Consider the following 23,207-nt stretch of genomic DNA (forward strand, 5'->3'; position numbering starts at 1 on the left):
CCCCGGAAAACCTGACATCCGCCGTCAAGTTTTCCGGGCTCTTTCCGGGCCATTCCAGGCCTTCGGCAAACCGCGTCGACTGTGCTGTCATGAGAGGAGGGTTGGGGGTGGACAGCCATGCCGGAGCTTCGCGTGGTCGCGGGCCGCTACCACCTGCTCGACGTCATCGGCCAGGGCGGCATGGGCCGCGTGTGGCGCGCGGCCGACGAGCTCCTCGACCGCACTGTCGCGGTCAAGGAGATGCGGATCGACGACGGTGGCTTCGAGGGGCCCGGTGCGCCCGGCACGGAGGACATCCGCGTCCGCAGAGAACGCGCGCTGCGCGAGGCGCGGGCCAGCGCGCGGATCGATCACCCCGGTGCCGTACGCGTCTATGACGTCGCCGAGGAGGACGGCCGGCTCTGGATCGTCATGGAACTGATCGTCGCGCGCTCTCTCGCCCGGTACGTCGACGAAGAGGGGCCGCTGGACGAGCACGAGGCGGCGCGCGTCGGCCTCGCCCTGGTGGTGGTGTTGCGCAGGGTGCACGCGGCGGGCGTCCTGCACCGCGACATCAAGCCGGAGAACGTCCTGCTGAGCCCGGGTGGACCTGCCGACCGGGTGGTCCTCACCGATTTCGGCATCGCCGCGCTTGAGGACACGGGCCGCCTCACGCAGGCGGGCACGCTGGTGGGCTCGCCCGAGTACATGGCGCCCGAGCGGATCTCCGGGGCGCCGCAAGGGCCGCCGTCGGACCTCTGGTCCCTGGGGGCGACGCTCTGCACCGCGGTGCGCGGCAGCTCGCCCTTCGCCCGCGATTCGACCCTGAACACACTGGTGGCGGTCCTGCACGAGGCACCTGAACTGCCGCCGGAACCAAGCCGGTTGCGTCCGGTGCTCGCCGCGCTCCTCATCAAGGAGCCGGAGCGGCGCCCGGGGCTCGACGAGACGGAGGCGGCCCTGCGGGCGGTGCTCGCGGCGCCACTGAGGCCAAGGGAATCACCGCGGACTCAGCCCGCCGCCGACCGGCGGACCCGGGTCCTGACCGCCCTTGTCCTGCTCGTCGCGGCCGCCGTGGCGGCCGTCATGTTCTTCACCGCGCGCGATCCGGGAGGCGGCGAGCCGCAGGGACCGAGCACGCGGCCGCCGACGGTGGCGGGTACGTCGACCGCGCCACCGTCGGACGGCACGGGCTAGGCGTCGACGCCGGTGTCGGCGGTCTTTGTGTCAGCGTCCGCGCGGGGCCGCACCTTGTCCCGTACGAGGGAGAACACCACCACGAAGGCCGCCGCGAGCAGCGAGAGCAGCACCTGCTTGCGTCCGGTCTCGTCGGTCAGCATGTAGACGAGCACGAACGAGATCATCGCGATCGTGACCCAGGTCAGGTACGGGAAGAGCCACATCTTCACGACCAGCTTCTCCGGCTCCTCGCGCAGGATGATGCCGCGCATCCGCAGCTGCGTGAACGCGATCATCAGCCAGACGAAGAGGGCCACCGCGCCCGAGGAGTTGAGCAGGAAGTCGAAGACGGTGTCCTGCCACTGGTAGTTGAACCAGACGGCGATGAAGCCGAACACGACGGACCCGAGGATCGCGGCCTGCGGCACACCGCGAGAGTTGGTGCGCGCGAAGGCCTTGGGCGCGTCACCGCGCGCCCCGAGCGAGAAGGCCATGCGGGAAGCGGTGTAGAGACCGGAGTTGAGACAGGAGAGTACGGCGGTGAGCACAATGACGTTCATGACCTGACCGGCGTGCGGAATGCCGATCGAGTTCAGCGCGGCGACGTACGAGCCGTCCTTGAGGATCGACTTGTCGTTCCAGGGGAGCAGCGTGATGACGACGAAGATCGAGCCCAGGTAGAAGACACCGATACGCCAGATGACGCTGTTCGTCGCCTTGGTGACGGCGCGCTGCGGGTCCTCGGACTCACCGGCGGCCAGCGTGACGATCTCGGAGCCCATGAACGAGAACACGACCATGAGTACGCCGGTGAGGATGGCGCCCGCGCCCTTGGGCATGAATCCGCCCGCGTCGGTGAGGTGCGCGAATCCCGCGCCGGGGTTGTCGGAGCCGGGCAGGACGCCGAAGACGGCGAGCAGGCCGATGATCACGAACCCGCCGATGGCGACGACCTTGATGCCGGCGAACCAGAACTCGAACTCACCGTAGGAGCCGACCGAGACGAGGTTCGTCGCGGTGAGCACCACCATCACGATGAGCGCCCAGCCCCACTGCGGGACGGACGGTATCCATCCGTTGAGGATGACGGCACCCGCGGTGGCCTCCACCGCGAGCACGACGACCCAGAAGAACCAGTAGAGCCAGCCGATCGAGAACCCGGCCCAGCGGCCGAGCGCCTGGTCGGCGTAGGTGGAGAAGGAGCCCGACGCGGGACGCGCGGCGGCCATCTCGCCGAGCATCCGCATGACGAGGACGACCATCGTGCCGACGAGGGCGTACGAGACGAGGATGGCGGGCCCGGCGGCGGCGATGCCGGAGCTCGATCCGACGAAAAGGCCCGCTCCGATGACGCCACCGATGGCGATCATGGAGAGGTGGCGGTTCTTCAGCCCGGCCTTGAGGCCGTCACCGGTGTCTCCAGACTGCGGATCCCCAGGTTCGTTGGGGCTGCGGTCTGCCTTCGCAAGGGAGGGTTGCGAGGTCATGGACGAATCCTTAAGTTCTCGGGTCACGAGCTCCCGCATTCAAACTCAGGGGTGTACGTGACGGAAGTCCCGACTCCGGATCGTGGTATTCGGGCCCAATGGCCCAGACCTTGGTGAACCGGCGAACAAGGGTGACCATGGTCTGGCCCCCGGTCGCCGCTACCCGCCCCGCGACGTGCCACACTCATTCGCATGCGCGTGTACCTCGGCTCGGATCATGCCGGCTACGAACTGAAGAACCACCTGGTCGAGTGGCTCAAGAGCCACGGCCACGAGCCCGTCGACTGCGGGCCCCACATCTATGACGCCCAGGACGACTACCCCCCCTTCTGCCTCCGCGCCGCGGAGAAGACGGCGGCGGACGCCTCGTCCCTCGGCATCGTGATCGGGGGCTCCGGCAACGGGGAGCAGATCGCCGCTAACAAAGTGAAGGGGGTGCGGGCCGCCCTCGCCTGGAGCGAGCAGACGGCCGCGCTCGGGCGTGAGCACAATGACGCCAACGTGATCTCGATCGGCGGCCGGATGCACACGCGGGAAGAGGCGACGAAGTTCGTCGAGATCTTCCTGTCGACGCCGTACTCGGGCGAGGAGCGTCATACGCGCCGCATCGAGATGCTGGCGGCTTACGAGAACACGGGCGAACTGCCCGAGATCCCGGCGCACCACCCGCAGCAGTAGCGTTCTGAACGCCGGACGGGCTGAATTTCAGCCCGTCCGGCGTTCGAGGACGAACTCGGCGAAGCCGGTGATCTTCCGGTGCGTCGAGGGGCGGCCACGATCAACCCGCATCTCCCGGGAGGGCTCCGTGCCGGAGGGGCACACGATTCACCGCCTCGCGGACGACCACCGCGCGCGCTTCGAAGGGCGCGGCCCCCTCCGCGTAACCAGCCCCCAGGGCAAGTTCTCCGACAGCGCGGCCCTGCTCGACCGGCAGGAGATGGACACCGCCGAGGCCCACGGCAAGCACCTCTTCCTCGGCTTCGCCGAGACCGGCTGGATCCACATCCACCTGGGTCTCTTCGGCAAGGTCAACTTCGGCGCCGCCGCCACCGCGAACCCGCCCACGGACACCGTCCGCCTCCGCCTTGCCACCAAGGACGCGTACGTGGACCTCCGGGGCCCCACCACCTGCGCCCTCATCACGGACGGGGAGAAGCAGGCGATACACGCCCGCCTCGGCCCGGACCCCCTGCGCGCGGAGGACGACCCGGCCGCCGCCTACGCCCGCATCGCCCGCAGCCGCACCACCATCGCCGCCCTCCTCATGGACCAGAAGGTCATCGCGGGCGTCGGCAACGTCTACCGCGCCGAAGTCCTCTTCCGGCACGGCATCGACCCGTACACCCAGGGCAAGGACATCGGGCCGGCCCAGTGGACGGCGATCTGGGACGACCTGGTCGCCCTGATGCGCGAGGGCGTGCGCCTCAACCGCATCGACACCGTCAGGCCCGAGCACACACCGGAGGCGATGGGCCGCCCGCCGCGTGTGGACGACCACGGCGGCGAGGTGTACGTGTACCGCAGGGCCGCGATGCCCTGCCTCATCTGTGGCGGCGAGATCCGCACCGCCGATCTCGCCGCCCGCAATCTCTTCTGGTGCCCCGGCTGCCAGCGCCCGGCGTCCTGAGCCCCCACGGGCGGCACCCCTAAGATCATTAACTGACCGCACCGTCAGTTCAATTTGGGGTACCCATGTTCAATTTCGACACCAGCTGGATAAACGGGCCGATCGCCATCGTGCTCATCGTCCTCTTCATCGCCGTCTTCCTGCTGCCGTCCCTCATCGCCTTCAACCGGGACGTCGAGCTCCGTTGGGTGATCCTCGTCATCAACCTCTTCCTCGGCGCCTCGTTCATCGGCTGGCTGGTCGCCCTCTACCTGGCGACCCGCAAGCCGAAGCCGTCGTTGGGAATGACGACCTAGAGACGCTCAGCGCTCAGAAACCGTGCGGCAGCCACGGCGCCATATCCGACCCGAAGGCCAGCGCCGCCTCGGCGAGCGCGCCCGGGCGCAGCTCGCGCACCCGGCCCGCCGCCGCCAGTGATGTCAGGGAGAAGCCGCCGAGGTAGGCCGAGCCCAAGTCCCTTACGGACAGGGCGAGATCGGCTTCATCCTCGGTGCGCTCGCAGATCGCGCCCTTCACGTCGCCCTTGAGCCGCCAACGTCCCTCGTTCCAGGGGCAGAAGGCGTCCTCGACGTCCAACACCAGGTTGACAGGGGCCCGGTACGCGCGCGCCTCGAGCGCGGCCCCCACCTCCACGAGCCGTACGTGGAGCGAGTCCCGCACCTGGATCCGGCAGCGCCGCATGTCCGAGACGAGGTGGAGCACCGCGTCGTCCATCGGGCGGCTGTGCGCCTCGACCGTCGACGTCAGGTCGATGCCGAAGAGGAAGCGCCACAGTGCCGCGTTCGCCGCCGGGTCGACGGCTTCGAGATCGCGGAGTTGGACCGTGCCCTTGGGGCCGCCCATGTCCCAGTCGGGCTTCACGCTGTAGCGCGCGTACCCGACCAGCTCCCCGTCGCGCTCGGCGACCACGCACTGCAGCGCAGACGCACCGTGCCGCTCGCTCTCGGGGTCGAGCAGACCGAGCCGCTCCCAGCCGGGCTGCCTGGCCAGCATCCCGGGGCGCTCGCTCACCCGTCGTGCGTACAGCGCCTCGCAGGCCTCGTGGACGTCGGCGGGCTTGGCGTACCGAAGGCGTACGTCATCGGTGCCGGCCGGGACTGTCAGCCGTACGCGTGAGGTGTCGATCTCGGCTTTCACCGTCTGCGTCGCCGCGCCGTACCCGAACCGTCCGTAGATGACGGGCTCGGAGGCGGTGAGCACGGCCAGACACTCGCCCTTCGCACGTACGTCGTCGAGCTGGCGCCGCATCATCGACGTCAGGATCCCCTGCCGTCGGTGCGTCGCCGCGACGCTGACCATCGTGACACCGGCCGCGTCGACCAGGGAGCCGCCCGGCACGGAGAGGCGGAAGCTGAACGCTCCGGTCGTGCCGACGCAGGCCTCGCCGTCCCAGGTGCCGAAGAAGCGGTCGAACTCGGTCAGCGAGTTCCAGAGCTCATGCTCCTCCTGTGCCTCGGCGACGCCGCCGAAGGCGACCTCCAGCGTGCCGTAGTACTCGTCCCAGTCCTGCTGGCGCAACTGTCGCAATTCCGTCGTCATATGCCATGCCTACCAGGGCGAAGCGGGCGGAGCGACAGGATTTCCGCCTGCCGGGACCTGCCACTGACGGGGGACAACCGGTACCTCCCGTGCGAAGTGCCTGGCCCGGTGGATAGGGTCCGGGAGCAATGGCAGGCAGCCGAGCGGAAGCCGAGACGTTCACAGCCCGGATGAAGAAGCGGATCCACCGGGCTCGCATAGGGCTGCGCAAATCCGGGGTCGACTACTTCCGAGGCGACGGTTCGGACTGGGTCGCGCTCGCGGGCCTGCTCGTCACCATCCCGGTGATCACCTTCTGCACCATCGTCAACAACGTCTGGTTCTCCCCCTCCGCACTCGTCCTGCCCATCGTGGCCGGTGGCCTGCTCCTGCGGCCCTCCAGCCTGCTCGGCCTGTACGCGACGGCCGCCGCCGCGCTCATCGTGGAGTCCGTCAAGCTCGGCCCGTACACGCAAGGGCCTTCGCGGGTCACGCCCGGAGTGGTCCTCGTCGTCGCGGCCTGCGGTTTCTTCGGCCTTGTCATCGCGCAGTTCCGCAGCCGGGTCGGCGTGCCGTGGCGCGGTGGCGGCACGATGCTCTTCGACCTGCGCGAACGTATCCGCGTACAGAGCAAGCTGCCGCAGCTGCCCGCGGGCTGGCACCGCGAGATGGCGCTGCGGCCCGCGGGCGGCCAGTCCTTCTCGGGCGACTTCGTGGTAGCGGCCCGCACGAACGGCGGTCGCACCCTGGAGGTCGTCCTCACGGACGTCTCGGGCAAGGGCATGGACGCGGGCTCCCGCGCCCTGCTCCTGTCCGGCGCCTTCGGCGGCCTGCTCGGCTCGCTGCCGCCGCACGCGTTCCTGACCGCCGCCAACGGCTACCTCCTGCGCCAGGACTGGGACGAGGGCTTCGCGACCTCGACCCATCTGGTCCTCGACCTGGAGACCGGCGACTACGAGCTCTTCACGGCGGGCCACCCGCCGGGCCTCCAGCTCAGCGCGGGCAGCGGCCGCTGGGAGGAGAAGGCCGCCGAGGGCCCCCTCCTCGGTGTCTACGACGGGGCGCAGTTCGACCCGGTGAAGGGCTCCCTGCGCCCCGGCGACGTACTGATGCTGTTCACCGACGGAATCGTAGAGACCTCCGACCGCGACATCAGCGAGGGCATCGACCGCCTCACCGGGGAAGCCGACCGCTATGTGGCGGGCGGCTTCCACGGCGCCGCGTGGCATCTGATCGAGGCTGTCGCGAAGGACGTCAACGACGACCGTGCGCTGCTTCTGATCTGCCGGGACCCCTCAGCGGGCGCCTGACAGTTCAGGCTCCGGCTCCGGTTCGGGGGCCGCGTCGCGTCCGCCCGGCAGTATCCGGGCCAGCCAGTGCGAGCGTCCCGCCGCGAGCGGGCCGAGCACGGCGAGCAGCAGCACGTACCCCGCGATGAAGGGGGACAGACGTTCGTCGAGTCCCGCGGTGGCCGCCATGGTCGCGAGGATCAGGGCGAACTCGCCGCGCGCGAGCAGGGTGGTGGAGATGTTCGCCGCGGGTCCTGCCCCGAAGCCGTAGATACGTGCCGCGCCGAGTCCGGCGAGGACGTTCATGAGCAGCGTCACGGCCACGGCGGCGAGCACCGGCCAGAGCACCACGGGCAGGTCGCCGGGGTCGATCGAGAGCCCGAAGGCGAAGAAGAAGATCGCCCCGAACGCGTCCCGCAAGGGGTGCACGAGGGTGCGGATGCGCTCACCGGACGCCGTACTGCCCAGCATCAGACCGACCATGAAGGCGCCGATCGCGTCCGCGACCCCGAACCACTCCGAGACCCCGGCGACGAAGACCGCGACCCCGAGGAAGGAGATGACGAGCAGTTCGTCGTCACGGGTGTCCATGAGGCGCCCGACGACCTTGGTGCCGAAGCGCGCCGCGAGGGCGAGAAGCAGCAGGAAGCCGAAGGCCTTGCCGCCGTCCATGACGGCCGCGCCGAGGCTGTCGGCACCGGACAGGATCGGCTGGAGAGCGGCGAGGTAGAGCGCGAGGAAGATGTCCTCGACGACGATGATGCCGAGGATCGGCTTCGTCTCCGGATTGCCGAGCCTGCCGGTGTCGACGAGCACCTTGGTGACGATCGCCGACGACGAGATGCCGAGCACCCCGGCGAGGACCAGAGCCTCGGAGGTGCCCCAGCCGAGGGCGAATCCGAAGCCGAGGCCCGCGCCGACGTTCAGCAGGAGATACGTCCCCCCGGCGAGGGCCATCTTGCGGCCGCCCGTCTTGAGGTCGTCCATGTGGAACTCGAGGCCCAGGTAGAAGAGCAGGAGCACCAGGCCGAGCGCCGAGAGCATCTCCAGGTCGTGGGGGTCGGAGAGCAGGACCACGCCGGGAGTGTGAGGGCCGAGAAGGATCCCGGCCAGGATGAAGAGCGGGATGGTGGGGAGGCCGATACGGCCGCCCAGTCTGGCGAGCACGGCGGCGGCGAGAAAGGCGCCGCCCATGGCTATCAGGGTGTCTGCGTGTCCGATGGGCCCGTTCCTCCTGGTAGTCGGCGACGCACCCACCGCGCACGTATGGCAAAGGGAGCGTCAAGAACGCGTCAATAGTTAGCTTACCAAACGATCTGCGTGGTACCCGGCCACCGCTTCCGGCCATGCGTTGCGGGGGCTGCCGGAGGCTCCCGGGGGCTAACCCCACCAACGATTCGCCGGGGGACCTCATGGTTCACGGCACCCCCGAATCCGTACGTTCGAGACATCGATCAGGGGCGTGAATACGGAAGGCGGGCGGGACGATGGGGCTGCGGCGCAAGAAGCGATCCGAAGCGGGCGAGGCGGGCGGACGGTTCGACGGGGGAGCGGTGCCCCCGATGCCCGCCGGTGCGCCGACCGGCGCCGCCTTGGCCGTCGAACTGCACGGCGTACGCCGCAGGTACGGCAGGGGCTCCGGCGCCGTGCACGCCCTGAGCGGCATCGACCTCGCCCTGGAGCGCGGCAGCTTCACCGCCGTCATGGGCCCGTCGGGCTCCGGCAAGTCCACCTTCCTGCAGTGTGCCGCCGGACTCGACCGGCCCAGCGAGGGCACGGTGCGCCTTGGCGGTACGGAGATCACCTCCATGAGCGAGAACAAGCTCACCGCGCTGCGCCGCACCCGCCTCGGCTTCGTCTTCCAGGCCTTCAACCTGCTGCCCTCGCTGACCGTCGAGCAGAACGTGGTCCTGCCGATGCGCCTCGCGGGCCGGCGCCCCGACCGCCGCAGGGCGGCCGACGTCCTCGCCCGCGTCGGACTCGGCAGCGACAAGCACAAGCGCCGACCCGGCGAGCTCTCCGGAGGCCAGCAGCAGCGCGTCGCGATCGCCCGCGCCCTGGTCACGAACCCGGACGTGATCTTCGCCGACGAGCCGACGGGCGCCCTGGACACCACGACGGCCGCCGAGATCCTCACCCTGCTCCGCTCGGCCGTCGACGGGATGGGCGCCACGGTCGTCATGGTCACCCACGACCCGGCCGCCGCTGCCTACGCGGACCGGGTGCTCTTCCTCGCGGACGGCGCGATCGTGGACCGCCTCGAACGCTCTTCGGCGGCACAGATCGCGGCACGGATGACGACACTCACGGCACCGGCGTACGCGACAGCGGCGGCCTAGCCCCCCAACCACCTCCACTCCGCCGCGCATCCTCCTTACCGACTCCGGAGAATCCCCGTGCAGTTCATGCCCAACGGCATCGCCCGCGCCGCCATCCGCTTCAAACCGGCCGCCTTCGTGGGCACGTTCGTCGCGTTGATGATGGCCGCGATGATCGTGTCCGCCTGCGGCATCCTCCTGGAGACGGGGGTACGGGCATCGGTGCCGCCCACTCGCTACGCCGACGCCCCCGTGGTGGCCGCGGCCCAGCAGACGGCCCACTTCGTCGCGGGCAGCGGAGACAGCAGGTCGGAGTCGGACACACCGCTGCCGGACAAGGCCCGTATCGACAACTCTCTGCTCCAGAAGGCCGGTTCGGTGCCCGGCGCCCGTACCGCCGTCGCGGACGTGACCTTCCCCGTGCAGTCGGGGGACAAGAGCGTCACCGCGCACGGCTGGGGCTCCACGGCCTTCACCGGCGAGAAGCTGACCGCGGGCCGCGCCCCGAAGGCCGGTGAGGTCGTCCTCGCGGCGCCCGGCGCGTCCGTCGGCGAACACACCACGCTCACCACGGCGGACGGCCCGCGCGACTTCCGCATCTCCGGCACCGTGAGCTCCCAACAGGGCGCACCCACAGCCTGGTTCACCGACTCGGACGCCGTACGCCTCTCCGGCCACCCCGACCGCGTCGACGCCATCGCGGTCCTGCCCAAGGACGGCGTCACGGACGACGCCCTCAAGTCCCAGGTGGCGGGGGCCATCAGCGGCAAGGCCGACGTCCTGACCGGCGACGACCGCAGCGCGGCCGAGGGCTCCGAACTCGCCTACGCCAAGGAGATGCTCACCGGGCTCGGCGGCTCCTTCGGCGGCATCGCCACCATGGTCGCCATGTTCACCGCCGCGGGCACCGTGGCGCTCTCCGTCGGCCAGCGGGCCCGCGAGTACGCACTCCTCCGGGCCATCGGTACGACGCCTCGCCAGATCCGCCGCACCATCGCCACGGAGGCCCTGCTCGTCGCACCCTTCGCGGGAGCGGTGGGCGTACTGCCCGGAATCGCCCTGGCCAGCTGGTGGTTCGGCCAACTGAAGGAGAAAGGGGCGATCCCCGAGGCCCTGGACCTCTCGGTCTCCTTCATCCCCCTGGTCTCGGCCGTCGGCGCAGCAGTGATCACCGCACTGCTCGCGGGCTACATGGCGGCCCGCCGCCCCTCCCGCATCAAACCGGGCCAGGCCCTTGCCGAGTCCTCGGTGGAACGCCTGCGCCCCGGCTGGATCCGTACGCCGCTTGGCATCGCGGCGGCCGTCGGCGGCTGCGTCCTCGCCAAGGTCGCCTCCTCCATGACGGGCGACGACGCGGCCAACATGGCGCTCGGCATCGTCATGCTGTTCATGCTGGCCGTGGCCCTGCTCGGCCCCTTGGTGGCCCGCGGCTGCGCGGCCCTGTTCGGACTTCCGCTGCGCGGAGCGTCCGCGTCCGCCTCGCTCGCGGCGGCCAACTCCCGTACGAACGCCCGCCGTCTCGCCTCGGCGATCACCCCGATCGTCCTCGCGATGGCCTTCTCGTCGACCCTCGTCTTCATGCACACCAGCGAGGACCGGGTCGCCGCCGACCAGCAGCGCGAGGGCATCACGGCGGACCACATCATTTCCGCCTCGGGAGCGGGAGCGACCGCCGACGGGGTCAGGAAGGCGGGGCGGGCCCAGGGCGTCACATCGGCCGTAGGCCTCCTGAAGACCTCGGTCCTCGTGCCGGTGGGCTCGGGCGGCGACCGCTGGCTGGAGTCGGCGTCGACGCAGGGCGTGACGGGTGCGTCCCGCGACCTGGCCAAGGTTCAGGACCTGGACGTCAGGACGGGCACGATGGCCTCGCTCGGCAGGGGCGAGATCGCCGTGGACGCGAAGCTCGCGGACTCCGCGCACGTGAAGACGGGCGAGCGCATGGCCCTGCGGCTGCCCGACGGCACGAAGGCGACACCGAAGGTGGTCGCCACGTACGGCAGAGGCCTGGGCCTCTCTCAAGTAACCCTCCCCTCAGCGGACTTGAAGAAGCACGTGACCTCGTCCTTCTCCTCGGAGATCTGGACGAAGGGCGACGCGCCGCGCTCCCTCACGGCCCTCGGCACGCTCCAGGACCGCGACGGCTACGCCACCGCGCAGTCCACGGACCGTGCGGTCAACGGCTGGGCGAACAAGATGATGGCGGCCGTACTCGGCGGCTTCGCGGCGGTCGCCGCGGCCAACACCCTGGTCATGACGGTCCTGGACCGCCGCCGCGAACTCGGCACGCTGCGTCTCATCGGCACCACGCGGCGCCAGGTGATGCGGATGGTGCGATGGGAGGCGCTGCTCGTCGCCTGCGCGGGCATCGTCATCGGCTCGGCGATCGCGCTGACGACCCTGGTCCCCATGATGAACGGCCTGACGGGGGAGTCGCCGTACATCCCCCCGCTCCTTTACGGCTCTTTCGCGGGCGGGGCGCTGGCGCTGGGCCTGGTGGCTACGGCGCTGCCGGCGAGGGCGGCGTTGCGGGAGAGGGGCTGAACCCCGGTCCTCAAACGCCGGACGGCTGAAAGATTCTCAGCCCGTCCGGCGATTGAGGACGAACTCGGCGAAGCCGGTGATGACGGCAAGTACAGGGCACAGGGCCCCCGCGCCGAGCGGGTTTTCGGGAAGGGGCGGGGTTGGGGAAAGATCCCCGCATGAACCGAAGCCCCCACCTCACCCTCACCCAAGTGGAAGCGGTAGCCCGCCAGGCCCACGCCACCCAGAAGGACAAAGCAGGCCGCCCCTACACAGAGCACCTGCAAGCCGTGGCAGAAGGAGTCAAGGCCAGAGGCGGCTCGCCAGAAGAAATCGCCGCCGCCTGGCTCCACGACGCCATAGAGGACAACGCCCTCACCGAGCAGTGGCTGCGGGACGCACATCTCACCCCACGTACGAAGGACATCGTGCGAGCCCTCACCAAGCGTGAGGGCGAATCCCCCGAGGCCTACGCGACCCGCATCCTCACCACCCCCGGCGCCCGCCTGGTGAAGCAGGCGGACCTGGCCCACAACGCACATCCGGCCCGCCTAGCAGAGCTAGACGGGCCGACCCGCACTCGCCTCACGGCGAAATACGCCAACATGCACGCCCTACTGGGCCTTGAACCACCGCGCTAGGAACGAGCTAGGAATAGGAAGAGGACTTCGCCCGCTCCCGAGCCAACGCCGCGGCATCCCGCTTGAACGCCCACTCCATCTTCGGCTCCATGGCGAAGCGGAACATCCGCTGGACAGGAGGCGTACAGAGGAGCGTCACCACCGTCCCGGCCACCAAGGACACACCCACCTGACCGACAGGCGTGTGTACCCAGTCGTGGTCGAACCAGCCCCAGAAGCGCGAGCCCTTGGCGAGGAAGCCGTGCAGCAGGTAGCCGTACAACGTGCCCGCACCCAGCACCGTGAACCACATCTTGCGACGCGGAACCCACGCGAAGAAGCACGCGGTGAGGACGACGGAGCAGCCGAACAGCGCCAGCGTCATCACGACACCGGCCCACCACGGAGCGCCCAACTCCTGCGCGCTGTCCCGGCGGTAGAACCACGCGGAGGTCATCCGCGGACCGGCCCAGTACGCGAGGAGCAGCGCGCTCGCGAAGATCGGGATGGAGAGCAGCCGCACCTCGCGGCGCCGCACCAGCTGGAAGTACTCGGGCTTCATGAACAGGCCGAGCACGAAGAAGGGCAGGAACTGCAGCACCCGCTGCAGATCGAGGTCGTCGCCGATGTCGGGCGAGACCGAGGCGAGCACGGCGATGGCGAGTGCGAGGGGCACCGGCCAGCGGACCAGCTTCCACAGCGGAGTCGTCAGACGCCAGACGAAGAGCGCGACCAGGAACCAGGTGAGGTACCAGGGGTCGAGCAGACTGATCGGCTGGGTCGGATCGTCGTCCGCGTAGCGCTTGAAGAAGGTGTACGCGACTTCGAAGATGACGTACGGCACAGCGATGCCGGTCACCAGGCGCTTGAGGCGGTCGGACCGCATGTCGAAGCTGCGCGAGAAGTAGCCGGAGATGAGGATGAACGCCGGCATGTGGAAGGTGTAGACGGTCATGTACAGCGCCTCAGCGGCGCGGCTGCCGTCCGTCAACGGCTCCCAGGCGTGCGCCATCGCGACCAGGACGATCGCCAGGTACTTGGCGTTGTCGAAGAAGGAATCGCGCTGTTTGGCGGACTGACCGGTGGAAACAGGTCTGTCTGAGGTGGAACCGGAGTGGCCCGTGGAGCTGGCGGGGCCGGTGGAGCCTGAGTGACCCGTGGAGCCGGGTCGAGCGGTGGTGCCGGCCGGGGCGTGGGGAACGGACGCGGCCATGGTGGACTGGGGGGCGCGGGGGCCAGGGACTCCCTCTGCCGGCACAAGTGCCGGGGGGAGCGGCGCCCGGTGGCGGCCGTGCGGTTGAACCGAGTTCGTCACAGGCCCTCCCACCAAGAACTAGGTGAGACGACCCGGGACCGCACTGCGCCTGCGGGGATGGTGGCAGCGTGGAACATCTGAGGCACCCTAGCGTCGCTTGCGTGTATTCGTAAAACCCTCAACTCGCCTGTCATACCAATCACAGGCGGTTCGGGACTATTGATGTCCGAGTACCCAGAAAACACGGAAGTCGACATGGAGATTCACCTCCTGTCACCCTCGATACAGGGGGCAAACACCGGACGTAATGTCCGTTACGTCACATCTAATACCCCTTAAACGGCGCATAACGCCCGCAGGCGACTCTGGCGAAATGTCCCCTTGATTGGCCCTTTGTGGCGCTGGTGGTGTGTGTCCGGCAACAATTCGAATTTCTGGCGAACGAGTTGTGTGGCAATGGAAACGATCAAGCCGAATTAGCGGTCACGCGCGGGCTTCGAATTGCCGTGCGGGGGTGCGATGATCAGACGCCCCAAGGGTGCCGCCGTGCGCGGGGGCCACGCGGGGCGCGTCAGGCCTTGGCCGACGATGTGTCACCGGCCGCATACGGGCGGCGCGTTGGTGGCACGATGGTCCTGGCGGGGGAGTGCGAGGTCGTGCCCCCCCGGGCCGGGGAGAGACCGACCTAGGGTGTGATCAGTGTGGCCATTTCACTGTCAGTGGTGTTGCTGTTGGCGGTCATCCTTGTGGTGCTGATCCGTGGGGGATCGATCAAAGCGGGACCCGCGATCGTCGCGATCCTGTTCGGGTTCTTCCTCGCCTCAACTGGAATGGCGCCTTCCATAAATCGCTTCCTCAATGAGGTGGCGGAGACCATCAACTCGATCAGCTTCTGAGCGGCGCGGCGGTCCGCCGCGATGCGAAACCGGCCAAGCTGCCCGCGCGGCCGGCGCTCTCGTCGGCGACCCCTGAGGCGCCCTCGATGGAGCCCGCGCGCCGCATGCCCCTCGGACGTGAACCTGAACGCAGACTCGAACGCGCGCTTGAACGCGGAAAAGCCTCCGGCCCGGTTCCGAGGAACCGGGCCGGAGGCCACAGAGCGGGTGACGGGAATCGAACCCGCGTAGCTAGTTTGGAAGACTAGGGCTCTACCATTGAGCTACACCCGCACAGCTCGCGCCGCAGACATCGCTGGTCAGCGACCGCCGCACGGCAAGCATCGTAGCGGGTCGGAGCCCCTCGCCGCACACCCCGTACGTACTCGCGATTTAGCGGGCGCCGCACAGCCTGCGGGCATGTACCCTACGTGTCGCACCGACGGGGTGTGGCGCAGCTTGGTAGCGCGTCCGCTTTGGGAGCGGAAGGCCGTGGGTTCAAATCCCGCCACCCCGACCAGCAAGATCTCCCTCACAAGATCGCATTGTGGGTCGGCTCCCGCTTGCCGTTACTATGCAAGCTGTGTGCCCGTGTGTCTCTGAGCCGGGCTCAATCCCAAGAAGTCAGCCCCAAGGAGACCGAACCGTGAAGAGCGCCGTGGAGACCCTGAACCCGACCCGGGTTCGGCTCACTGTTGAGGTGCCCTTCGAGGAGCTCAAGGAAAGCCTCGACGCGGCCTACAAGAAGATCAACCAGCAGGTCACGGTGAAGGGCTTCCGCAAGGGCAAGATCCCTGCCCGAGTCATCGACCAGCGGTTCGGCCGTGGCGCCGTCCTCGAAGAGGCCGTCAACGACGCGCTCCCGAAGTTCTACACCGAGGCCGTCAACGAGGCCGAGCTCAACGTCCTTGGCCAGCCCGAGGTGGACATCACCGAGCTGAAGGACAACGAGACCCTCAACTTCACCGCTGAGGTCGACATCCGTCCCGCGATCGAGATCCCGGACTACTCCGGCATCGAGGTCGAGGTCGACGCGGTCGAGGTCAGCGACGAGGACGTCGAGAAGGCCGTCGAGGAGCTCCGTGAGCGCTTCGCGTCCACCTCGCCGGTCGAGCGTGCCGCCGTGGACGGCGACGTCGTGACGATCGACCTGGAGGCCAAGGTCGACGGCGAGGTCCTGGAGGACGGCGTCGCGTCCGGCGTCTCCTACACGATCGGCTCCGGCGAGCTCCTCGACGGCATCGACGAAGCCGTGACGGGCCTGGAGGCCGGTGGCGAGGCCACCTTCACCTCCGAGCTCAAGGGCGGCTCGGCGACCGGCAAGGAGTCCGAGGTGACCGTCAAGGTCACCCAGGTCGCCGCCCGTGAACTGCCCGCCCTGGATGACGACTTCGCGCAGCTCGCGTCGGAGTTCGACACCCTGGACGAGGTCAAGGCGGACAGCCGCAAGCGCCTCGAGAACATGAAGCAGTACGACCAGGCGACCCAGGCGCAGGAGCGCGTCCTGGAGAAGCTGCTCGAGCTGGTCGAGGTCCCCGTCCCCGAGAAGCTCCTCGCGGACGAGATCGAGACCCGCAAGCACAACCTGGTGAACCACCAGCTCGGCCAGATGGGCCTCGACCTCGAGAAGTACCTGGAGATCCAGGGCAAGACCGAGGAAGAGTTCGACGCCGAGACCAAGGAGCAGGCCGAGAAGGGCATCAAGACGCAGTTCGTCCTTGACGAGCTCGTCAACAAGGAGAAGCTGAACGTGAACCAGGAGGAGCTCACCGAGCACCTCATGCGTCGCGCGCAGTCCTCCGGCATGTCCCCCGACCAGTTCGCCCAGGCCGTCGTCGAAGGCGGCCAGGTCCCGATGCTGGTCGGCGAGGTCGCCCGCGGCAAGGCCCTCGCGGTCGTCGTGGAGGCCGCGTCGGTCAAGGACACGAACGGCGAGGTCGTGGACCTCGACGACGAGGACGAGACGGCTGCCGCCGAGGGCGAGCAGACCGAGGCGTCCGACGCGTCCGACTCCGTCGAGGAGAAGGCCGAGAAGACCGAGGCCTGAGTCTCGCTCTGACGCTCGTACGACAGGGCCCCCGGGACTTCGGTCCCGGGGGCCCTGTCGTGCCCCGTAAGGGGCGCGGGGAACTGCGCGAGCAACCACGTACGAGCCGCACCCGCCGTACGGCGGCACAGGGCACACGCGCTTGCGGCCGTGTGGGGGCGGGCCGCGCAGTTCCCCGCGCCCCTTACGGGGCACAACCTGCGCTCACAGCGAACAGTTCCCTCTGCGGGATTCTCCGGAGGGGCCCGCGCGTTAGGGTCCATGAATACGAGGGCAGGGGAGTCCCCGAAGCCGTCCCGGAGCGGCGAGCACGCGGGGTCCCAAGCCTCAGAAGAAGACGTGAGACGGCCCGGCGCCGTCGTAAGACGAGCAGGTGGATACGTGACGAATCTGATGCCCTCCGCCGCCGGCGACCCCTCCATCGGTGGTGGCCTCGGCGACCAGGTCTACAACCGGCTGCTCGGCGAGCGGATCATCTTCCTCGGCCAGGCCGTGGACGACGACATCGCCAACAAGATCACCGCGCAGTTGCTGCTCCTTGCCGCAGAGCCGGACAAGGACATCTTCCTTTACATCAACAGCCCTGGTGGATCCATCACGGCCGGCATGGCGATCTACGACACCATGCAGTACATCCAGAACGACGTGGTGACGATCGCGATGGGCATGGCGGCCTCGATGGGCCAGTTCCTGCTCAGCGCCGGTACGCCCGGCAAGCGCTTCGCGCTGCCGAACGCCGAGATCCTCATCCACCAGCCCTCCGCAGGACTCGCGGGCTCCGCGTCGGACATCAAGATCCACGCCGAGCGTCTCCTTCTCACCAAGAAGAAGATGGCCGAGCTCACCGCGTTCCACACGGGTCAGACCGTCGAGCAGGTCACCCGCGACTCGGACCGCGACCGCTGGTTCGACCCGCTGGAGGCCAAGCAGTACGGCCTCATCGACGACATCATGCCCAACGCGGCCAGCATGCCGGGCGGCGGCGGCACCGGAGCCTGAGCCTCACCGCTCAGCCCTTCCCAAGCCGACCTCAGCCCACGCTCCTCAGGAGACCTACAGAGATGAAGAACTACCCCGGCAGCGGCCTCTACGAGCGCGCTCAGGCCGAATACACCGGCCCCACCGCCGAATCCCGCTACGTCATCCCGCGCTTCGTCGAGCGCACCTCGCAGGGCGTGCGTGAGTACGACCCGTACGCGAAGCTGTTCGAGGAGCGCGTGATCTTCCTCGGCGTGCAGATCGACGACGCGTCCGCCAACGACGTCATGGCGCAGCTCCTGTGCCTGGAGTCGATGGACCCCGACCGTGACATCTCGATCTACATCAACAGCCCCGGCGGCTCCTTCACGGCGCTCACGGCGATCTACGACACGATGCAGTTCGTGAAGCCCGACGTGTCGACCGTCTGCATGGGCCAGGCCGCCTCGGCCGCCGCCGTGCTCCTCTCGGCGGGTACGCCGGGCAAGCGCATGGCGCTCCCGAACGCGCGCGTCCTGATCCACCAGCCCTACAGCGAGACGGGCCGCGGTCAGGTCTCCGACCTGGAGATCGCCGCGAACGAGATCCTCCGGATGCGCGCGCAGCTGGAAGACATGCTGGCCAAGCACTCCACGACGCCGATCGAGAAGATCCGCGACGACATCGAGCGCGACAAGATCCTCACTGCCGAGGACGCGCTGGCGTACGGCCTGGTCGACCAGATCATCTCCACCCGGAAGATGAACAACGCCTCGGTCGTCTGACGCAGCGATGTAGCATCTGCCGTTCCTTGGCACGGTCCACGTCAAAGTGAACCGTGCCAAGGGGGGCCCGAACGGGGGGCCAGGCAAGGTACCGTCGGATATGAGGCACCAGGAGTCGCTGAACGTGGCGTCTCCCAGGCGAAGGGGAAGCACCTCGTGGCACGCATCGGTGACGGCGGCGATCTGCTCAAGTGCTCGTTCTGCGGGAAGAGTCAGAAGCAGGTCAAGAAGCTCATCGCAGGTCCCGGTGTGTACATCTGCGATGAGTGCATCGACCTCTGTAACGAGATCATCGAGGAAGAGCTCGCGGAGACGAGCGAGGTCCGGTGGGAGGAACTCCCCAAGCCTCGTGAGATCTACGAATTCCTCGAGGGGTATGTCGTGGGCCAGGAGCCCGCGAAGAAAGCCCTCTCGGTGGCGGTCTACAACCACTACAAGCGGGTCCAGGCCGGTGAGACCGGCGGCGCACAGGGCCGTGACGACGCGATCGAACTCGCCAAGTCCAACATCCTGCTGCTCGGCCCGACCGGCTCCGGCAAGACGCTGCTCGCGCAGACGCTCGCGCGCATGCTGAACGTCCCGTTCGCCATCGCGGACGCGACGGCGCTCACGGAGGCGGGCTATGTCGGCGAGGACGTCGAGAACATCCTCCTGAAGCTCATCCAGGCCGCTGACTACGACGTCAAGAAGGCCGAGACGGGCATCATCTACATCGACGAGATCGACAAGGTCGCTCGCAAGAGCGAGAACCCCTCGATCACGCGCGATGTATCGGGTGAAGGCGTCCAGCAGGCACTGCTCAAGATCCTGGAAGGCACGACGGCCTCAGTCCCCCCGCAGGGCGGCCGCAAGCATCCGCACCAGGAATTCATCCAGATCGACACGACGAACGTGCTCTTCATCGTGGGCGGCGCCTTCGCCGGCCTCGAGAAGATCATCGAGTCGCGGGCGGGCGCGAAGGGCATCGGCTTCGGCGCCACGATCCACTCCAAGCGCGAGCTTCAGGAGAAGGACCGGTTCGAGGACATCATGCCGGAGGACCTGGTGAAGTTCGGGATGATCCCCGAGTTCATCGGCCGCCTCCCCGTGATCACCTCGGTCCACAACCTGGACCGCGAGGCTCTGCTCCAGATCCTGGTGGAGCCGCGCAACGCGCTGGTCAAGCAGTACCAGCGCCTCTTCGAACTCGACGGTGTAGAGCTGGAGTTCGAGCGCGAGGCCCTTGAGGCAATCGCCGACCAGGCGATCCTGCGCCAGACCGGCGCGCGAGGCCTGCGCGCCATCATGGAGGAAGTCCTCCAGTCGGTGATGTACGAGGTCCCGTCCCGCAAGGACGTGGCCCGTGTCGTCATCACGGCGGACGTCGTCCACTCGAACGTGAACCCGACGCTGGTGCCGCGCGATGCGCGGGGTCCGGGGCCGGGCGAGCAGAAGTCCGCATAGGCGGCAGCCCGTCGCGTACGACGAAGGGGGCGCCCCGCGAGTGATCGCGGGGCGCCCCCTTCAACGTATCGCCGTGCGGAGCTACTTGGCCTCGACGCGGACGTCGGCGCGGAGCTTGGCGGTCAGGCCCGCGGCCGTGTCGAGCGAGATGTCCTTGCCGCTGGCGACGGCGCTCGCGTCGGAGTGCCCGACGGAGACGGCCGTGCTGTGGTCGCCCCAGACGCACATCGGCGTCTGGAAGGTGTTGGGGATGCCGTCCTCCTCCTCGGCCTTGTCGGGGGCACCGAGGCGGAACTCGGCCTTCTGGCACTTCATCACGCCGTTGTCGAAGCCGTCCGGGGTGAACTCCTCGGGGCTGCCGATGAGCTTCACGCTCCCGGGCTCATCCGTGGACTTCTTCTTCATCTCGGCGAACATGGCGTCCACGACCTTCTCGGGGTCGTCGATCTCGCCGTACACACCGGAGAAGTTGAGGCTCTTCATGCTCGCGCCCGAACCGGAGTTGTACGCGCCGTGGGCGTCCTTCGGGTTGTTGACGCCCTGCTTCTCCAGGTCCTTCAGGTCGCTCGGCGACATACCGCCACCACCGGCGCCCGAGTTGTCCTGCTTGTACTCGCCGCCGATGATGCTCGCGGGCGTCGTCAGCTTGTACGTCTTGCCGTCGTCGGCGACGGATCCGCCGTCCTTGCCCGCGGTGAACCACCACACACCGGCCCCGACCGCCGCGATCGCGACGACGGCACCGATGATGATCCCGACCTTCTTGCCGCCACCACCGCTCGGCGGGGCCTGTCCGTAGGGGGCCTGTCCGTACGGGGCTTGCCCGTACGGTCCCTGAGGCTGCTGGGGGTAGCCGTAGCCGGGCTGTGGCTGCGGGGGCTGCGGAGGCTGTTGAGGGGCACCGTAGGGCCCCTGCTGGCCGTAGGGTCCTGGCTGCTGGGGCTGCTGGGGCTGCTGGGGCTGCTGGGGCTGCTGGGGCTGCTGCGGCGGCTGGCCGCCGTACGGGCCAGGCTGGTTGTAACTCATGACGTGGATTCCCCTCCAGACGCGTTCGGTCGGATCAGAGCTTGACGCGGACTTCCTTGCGGAACTTGGCCGTCGTCTCCGAGGCCTCGTCGAGGTCGGCGCTCTTGCCTGCCATCGCGTTCGCCACGTCCGTGGTGATCGCTATGCCCAGCGTGCTGTTGTCGCCCCAGATGCAGGTCGCCATCGACATCTCGCTCGGGCCCTGGCTGCTGCCGGCGGTCGACGACGAACTGAGGTCGAGCTTCATCTCCTGGCACTTGAGGACCGCGCCGTCGAGCCCGGCGGGGCTGTACGACTTGGGGCTGCCGACCAGCGTCATCTTGCCGCCGGCGGTGGCGCCGCCGCCGCCCTCCTCGGCGTTCTTCGCCGCCTCGCCGAACATCGCGTCGACGACCTTCTCGGGGTCCGTGATGTCGCCGTAGACGCCGTTGAACTGCAGCAGCTTCTGCGACAGCGGGTTGTTCTCGTCCCCCGCCTGGTACTGGGCAGCGACGTCCTTGGCGTTCTTCACGCCCTGCTCCTCGGCCTTCTTGACGTCGTCGGAGCTCATGCCGCCTTCGCTGCCGGCTTCCTTGTTCTGCTTGTACTCGGAGAGGACCGTCGCCGGAGTGATCAGCTTGTGCGGGCCGTCGTCCTTGATGCCGGAGCCGCCGCCCGCCACGGACGAGGAGCCGCCCTTCTTGCCGCCGTTCTCGTCGTCACCGCCCGCGAGGACGAAGTAGCCGCCGACGGCCACCGCGACGACCGCGACCACGGCGGCGATGATGATGCCGGTCTTCTTGCCGCCGCCCTGCGGGGGCGGAGGCGGCGGGACCTGCCCGTAGGGGGCCTGCGGCTGTTGCCCGTACGGGGCCTGCTGCTGGGGCGCCTGCGGAGGGTAGCCGTAGCCGGGCTGCTGCGGGGGGACACCCTGCGGAGCCTGCGGGGGGTAGCCGTAGCCGGGCTGCGGGGCCTGCGGCGGCTGGCCGTAGGGGCCGGGCTGCGGAGGCTGCCCTCCTCCGTATGGACCGGGCTGCTGGGGCGGCTGACCACCGTATGGACCGGGCTGGTTGTAGCTCATGAGTGGGTTCCCCCGTGAGTGCGCTTATGTGTAGTCAACATCCTGACGGAAGCAGCCCCGGCCGAAGCGACCGGGGCTGCTGTGTGCGAGGTGACGCCGTCAGGACATCGGGCGAGAAATCAGGCCCTGTCCCAGGCCTTGGCTCAGGCCTTGACGCGGACTTCCTTGCGGAGCTTCGTCGCCGTGTCGGCGGCGTCCTCCAGCGAGGCGCCCTTGCCGGTCATGGCGCTCGCCATGTCGACCGGGATCACGATGCCGAGGGTGCTGTGATCGCCCCAGATGCAGACCGGCATGCGGATCTCCTTCGGGCCGGAGCCGCCGCCCTTGACCTTCGTCTCCTGGCACTTGACGACCGCGCCGTCCGCGTCGAAGCTCTTCGGGCTGCCGACCAGTTCGCCCGTGGAGGTGGAAGCGTCCTCCTTCTCGGACTCCGTCTTCATCTTGTCGAACATTCCGTCGACGACCTTGGACGGGTCGTCGATGTCGCCGTAGACGCCCATGAACTTGATCATCTTCTGCGCCAACGGGTTGCTCTTGTCGCCCGACTGGTAGTCGGCGGACACAGGCTCGCCGTTCTTGACGCCGTCCTTCTCGGCCCTCTTCATGTCGTCGTCGTTGAAGCCGCCCTCGCTGTTGGCCTGCTTCTTGTACTCCGAGAGAACCGTCTCCGGCGTGACGAGCTTGTGCTTCCCGTCGTCCGCCACGGCGGAGTTGCCTGCCGACGAGCTGCCGTCCTTGCCCGCCGTGAACCACCAGATGCCGCCGCCTATGGCGACGAGTGCGACGACCGCGCCGATGATGAGGCCGGTCTTCTTGCCGCTGCCGCCACCCGCGGGCGGGGGCGGCGGGACCTGCCCGTAAGGGCCCTGCTGCTGGCCGTGATCGTAGGGGCCCGGCTGCTGCGGCTGGCTGTAGCCGCCCTGCTGCGGAGGGACGCCCTGCGGGGGCTGCTGGGGGTAGCCGTAGCCGGGCTGGGGCGCCTGCGGCTGCTGTCCGTAAGGGCCGGGCTGCTGCGGCTGCTGTCCGTAGGGCCCAGGCTGGCCCGGCTGCTGCCCGTAAGGACCGGGCTGCTGGGGCTGCTGCCCGCCGTACGGGCCAGGCTGGTTGTAGCTCATCGCGTGAGTTCCCCCTGAGTGCGCTTATGTGATTCCGACATCCTGACCGACACCCGAGCCCTGTGGGGCGTCGGGCCGCAACCGTTACTCAAGAATCCAGTTTCGGG

Annotated in this window: 20 protein-coding genes and 2 tRNA genes; 14 read left to right on the plus strand and 8 right to left on the minus strand. The window is 68.6% G+C overall.

The window, feature by feature from the left end; all coding sequences use genetic code 11:
* Nucleotides 1-117: 117 nt before the first annotated feature.
* A complete protein-coding gene (locus ACWFRJ_RS08230) occupies nt 118-1,176 on the plus strand; it encodes a serine/threonine-protein kinase (RefSeq protein WP_453525696.1) in 1,059 nt (352 codons plus the stop codon).
* Here the strand turns inward: ACWFRJ_RS08230 and ACWFRJ_RS08235 are convergent.
* Nucleotides 1,173-2,645: an amino acid permease gene (locus ACWFRJ_RS08235; protein ID WP_453525699.1), complete on the minus strand. Its 1,473-nt coding sequence runs from the start codon at nt 2,643-2,645 to the stop codon at nt 1,173-1,175. The genes ACWFRJ_RS08230 and ACWFRJ_RS08235 overlap by 4 nt on opposite strands.
* Before the next feature lie 192 nt (nt 2,646-2,837).
* Between ACWFRJ_RS08235 and ACWFRJ_RS08240 the strand changes: the two genes are divergently transcribed.
* The 3 genes from ACWFRJ_RS08240 to ACWFRJ_RS08250 all read left to right on the plus strand — a co-directional run bounded on the left by ACWFRJ_RS08240 (nt 2,838) and on the right by ACWFRJ_RS08250 (nt 4,568).
* On the plus strand, nt 2,838-3,323 hold the full coding sequence (locus tag ACWFRJ_RS08240) for a ribose-5-phosphate isomerase (protein ID WP_453525702.1): 486 nt from the start codon (nt 2,838-2,840) through the stop codon (nt 3,321-3,323).
* 127 nt (nt 3,324-3,450) lie between these two features.
* Nucleotides 3,451-4,272, plus strand: a complete 822-nt coding sequence (locus tag ACWFRJ_RS08245; protein ID WP_453525705.1) for an Fpg/Nei family DNA glycosylase — start codon at nt 3,451-3,453, stop codon at nt 4,270-4,272.
* 65 nt (nt 4,273-4,337) lie between these two features.
* Nucleotides 4,338-4,568, plus strand: coding sequence for a superinfection immunity protein (locus ACWFRJ_RS08250; RefSeq protein WP_453525708.1), 231 nt, complete (start codon nt 4,338-4,340; stop codon nt 4,566-4,568).
* 13 nt (nt 4,569-4,581) lie between these two features.
* On the opposite strand, the gene ACWFRJ_RS08255 is transcribed toward ACWFRJ_RS08250, so the two are convergent.
* The gene (locus tag ACWFRJ_RS08255; RefSeq protein ID WP_453525711.1) at nt 4,582-5,811 is read right to left on the minus strand and encodes a GNAT family N-acetyltransferase; all 1,230 of its coding nucleotides are present in this window, start codon (nt 5,809-5,811) and stop codon (nt 4,582-4,584) included.
* Nucleotides 5,812-5,939: 128 nt separating this feature from the next.
* On the opposite strand from ACWFRJ_RS08255, the gene ACWFRJ_RS08260 reads away from it, so the two are divergent.
* A complete protein-coding gene (locus tag ACWFRJ_RS08260) occupies nt 5,940-7,100 on the plus strand; it encodes a PP2C family protein-serine/threonine phosphatase (RefSeq protein WP_453525714.1) in 1,161 nt (386 codons plus the stop codon).
* Here the strand turns inward: ACWFRJ_RS08260 and ACWFRJ_RS08265 are convergent.
* Nucleotides 7,086-8,273, minus strand: a complete 1,188-nt coding sequence (locus ACWFRJ_RS08265; protein ID WP_453525717.1) for a cation:proton antiporter — start codon at nt 8,271-8,273, stop codon at nt 7,086-7,088. The genes ACWFRJ_RS08260 and ACWFRJ_RS08265 overlap by 15 nt on opposite strands.
* Nucleotides 8,274-8,566: 293 nt before the next feature.
* Here ACWFRJ_RS08265 and ACWFRJ_RS08270 point away from each other — a divergent pair, with 293 nt between their 5' ends.
* The 3 genes from ACWFRJ_RS08270 (at nt 8,567) to ACWFRJ_RS08280 (ending at nt 12,558) form a co-directional block, all read left to right on the plus strand.
* Complete coding sequence (locus tag ACWFRJ_RS08270) at nt 8,567-9,418, plus strand: ABC transporter ATP-binding protein (protein ID WP_453525720.1); 852 nt, start codon at nt 8,567-8,569, stop codon at nt 9,416-9,418.
* 66 nt (nt 9,419-9,484) lie between these two features.
* Nucleotides 9,485-11,938, plus strand: a complete 2,454-nt coding sequence (locus tag ACWFRJ_RS08275; protein ID WP_453527119.1) for an FtsX-like permease family protein — start codon at nt 9,485-9,487, stop codon at nt 11,936-11,938.
* 158 nt (nt 11,939-12,096) lie between these two features.
* Nucleotides 12,097-12,558, plus strand: coding sequence for an HD domain-containing protein (locus ACWFRJ_RS08280; RefSeq protein WP_453525723.1), 462 nt, complete (start codon nt 12,097-12,099; stop codon nt 12,556-12,558).
* Between the two features lie 7 nt (nt 12,559-12,565).
* On the opposite strand, the gene ACWFRJ_RS08285 is transcribed toward ACWFRJ_RS08280, so the two are convergent.
* Nucleotides 12,566-13,852, minus strand: a complete 1,287-nt coding sequence (locus ACWFRJ_RS08285) for an acyltransferase family protein (protein WP_453525725.1) — start codon at nt 13,850-13,852, stop codon at nt 12,566-12,568.
* A gap of 641 nt (nt 13,853-14,493) precedes the next feature.
* Between ACWFRJ_RS08285 and ACWFRJ_RS08290 the strand changes: the two genes are divergently transcribed.
* The gene (locus tag ACWFRJ_RS08290) at nt 14,494-14,688 is read left to right on the plus strand and encodes a hypothetical protein (RefSeq protein WP_453525728.1); all 195 of its coding nucleotides are present in this window, start codon (nt 14,494-14,496) and stop codon (nt 14,686-14,688) included.
* A gap of 202 nt (nt 14,689-14,890) precedes the next feature.
* On the opposite strand, the gene ACWFRJ_RS08295 is transcribed toward ACWFRJ_RS08290, so the two are convergent.
* Nucleotides 14,891-14,961: transfer RNA gene (locus ACWFRJ_RS08295), tRNA-Gly, on the minus strand.
* Nucleotides 14,962-15,110: 149 nt separating this feature from the next.
* Between ACWFRJ_RS08295 and ACWFRJ_RS08300 the strand changes: the two genes are divergently transcribed.
* The 5 genes from ACWFRJ_RS08300 (at nt 15,111) to clpX (ending at nt 19,899) form a co-directional block, all read left to right on the plus strand.
* Nucleotides 15,111-15,187 (plus strand) — tRNA-Pro (locus ACWFRJ_RS08300).
* A gap of 126 nt (nt 15,188-15,313) precedes the next feature.
* Entirely contained in the window at nt 15,314-16,714 is a 1,401-nt protein-coding gene (gene tig / locus ACWFRJ_RS08305) for a trigger factor (protein ID WP_453525731.1), read from the plus strand.
* A gap of 393 nt (nt 16,715-17,107) precedes the next feature.
* Nucleotides 17,108-17,713, plus strand: a complete 606-nt coding sequence (locus tag ACWFRJ_RS08310; RefSeq protein WP_389907465.1) for an ATP-dependent Clp protease proteolytic subunit — start codon at nt 17,108-17,110, stop codon at nt 17,711-17,713.
* Between the two features lie 62 nt (nt 17,714-17,775).
* On the plus strand, nt 17,776-18,456 hold the full coding sequence (locus tag ACWFRJ_RS08315; RefSeq protein ID WP_453525734.1) for an ATP-dependent Clp protease proteolytic subunit: 681 nt from the start codon (nt 17,776-17,778) through the stop codon (nt 18,454-18,456).
* A gap of 156 nt (nt 18,457-18,612) precedes the next feature.
* Nucleotides 18,613-19,899, plus strand: coding sequence for an ATP-dependent Clp protease ATP-binding subunit ClpX (gene clpX / locus ACWFRJ_RS08320; protein WP_389907149.1), 1,287 nt, complete (start codon nt 18,613-18,615; stop codon nt 19,897-19,899).
* Between the two features lie 81 nt (nt 19,900-19,980).
* Here the strand turns inward: clpX and ACWFRJ_RS08325 are convergent, their stop codons facing one another.
* The 3 genes from ACWFRJ_RS08325 to ACWFRJ_RS08335 form a co-directional block, all read right to left on the minus strand.
* Nucleotides 19,981-20,925, minus strand: a complete 945-nt coding sequence (locus ACWFRJ_RS08325) for a hypothetical protein (protein ID WP_453525737.1) — start codon at nt 20,923-20,925, stop codon at nt 19,981-19,983.
* 34 nt (nt 20,926-20,959) lie between these two features.
* Nucleotides 20,960-21,985 (minus strand): hypothetical protein, encoded by a 1,026-nt coding sequence (locus ACWFRJ_RS08330; RefSeq protein WP_453525740.1) that lies wholly within the window; start codon nt 21,983-21,985, stop codon nt 20,960-20,962.
* Between the two features lie 143 nt (nt 21,986-22,128).
* Complete coding sequence (locus ACWFRJ_RS08335) at nt 22,129-23,100, minus strand: hypothetical protein (RefSeq protein ID WP_453525743.1); 972 nt, start codon at nt 23,098-23,100, stop codon at nt 22,129-22,131.
* Nucleotides 23,101-23,207 lie beyond the last annotated feature (107 nt).

The sequence above is a fragment of the Streptomyces sp. NPDC055239 genome (assembly GCF_053606205.1).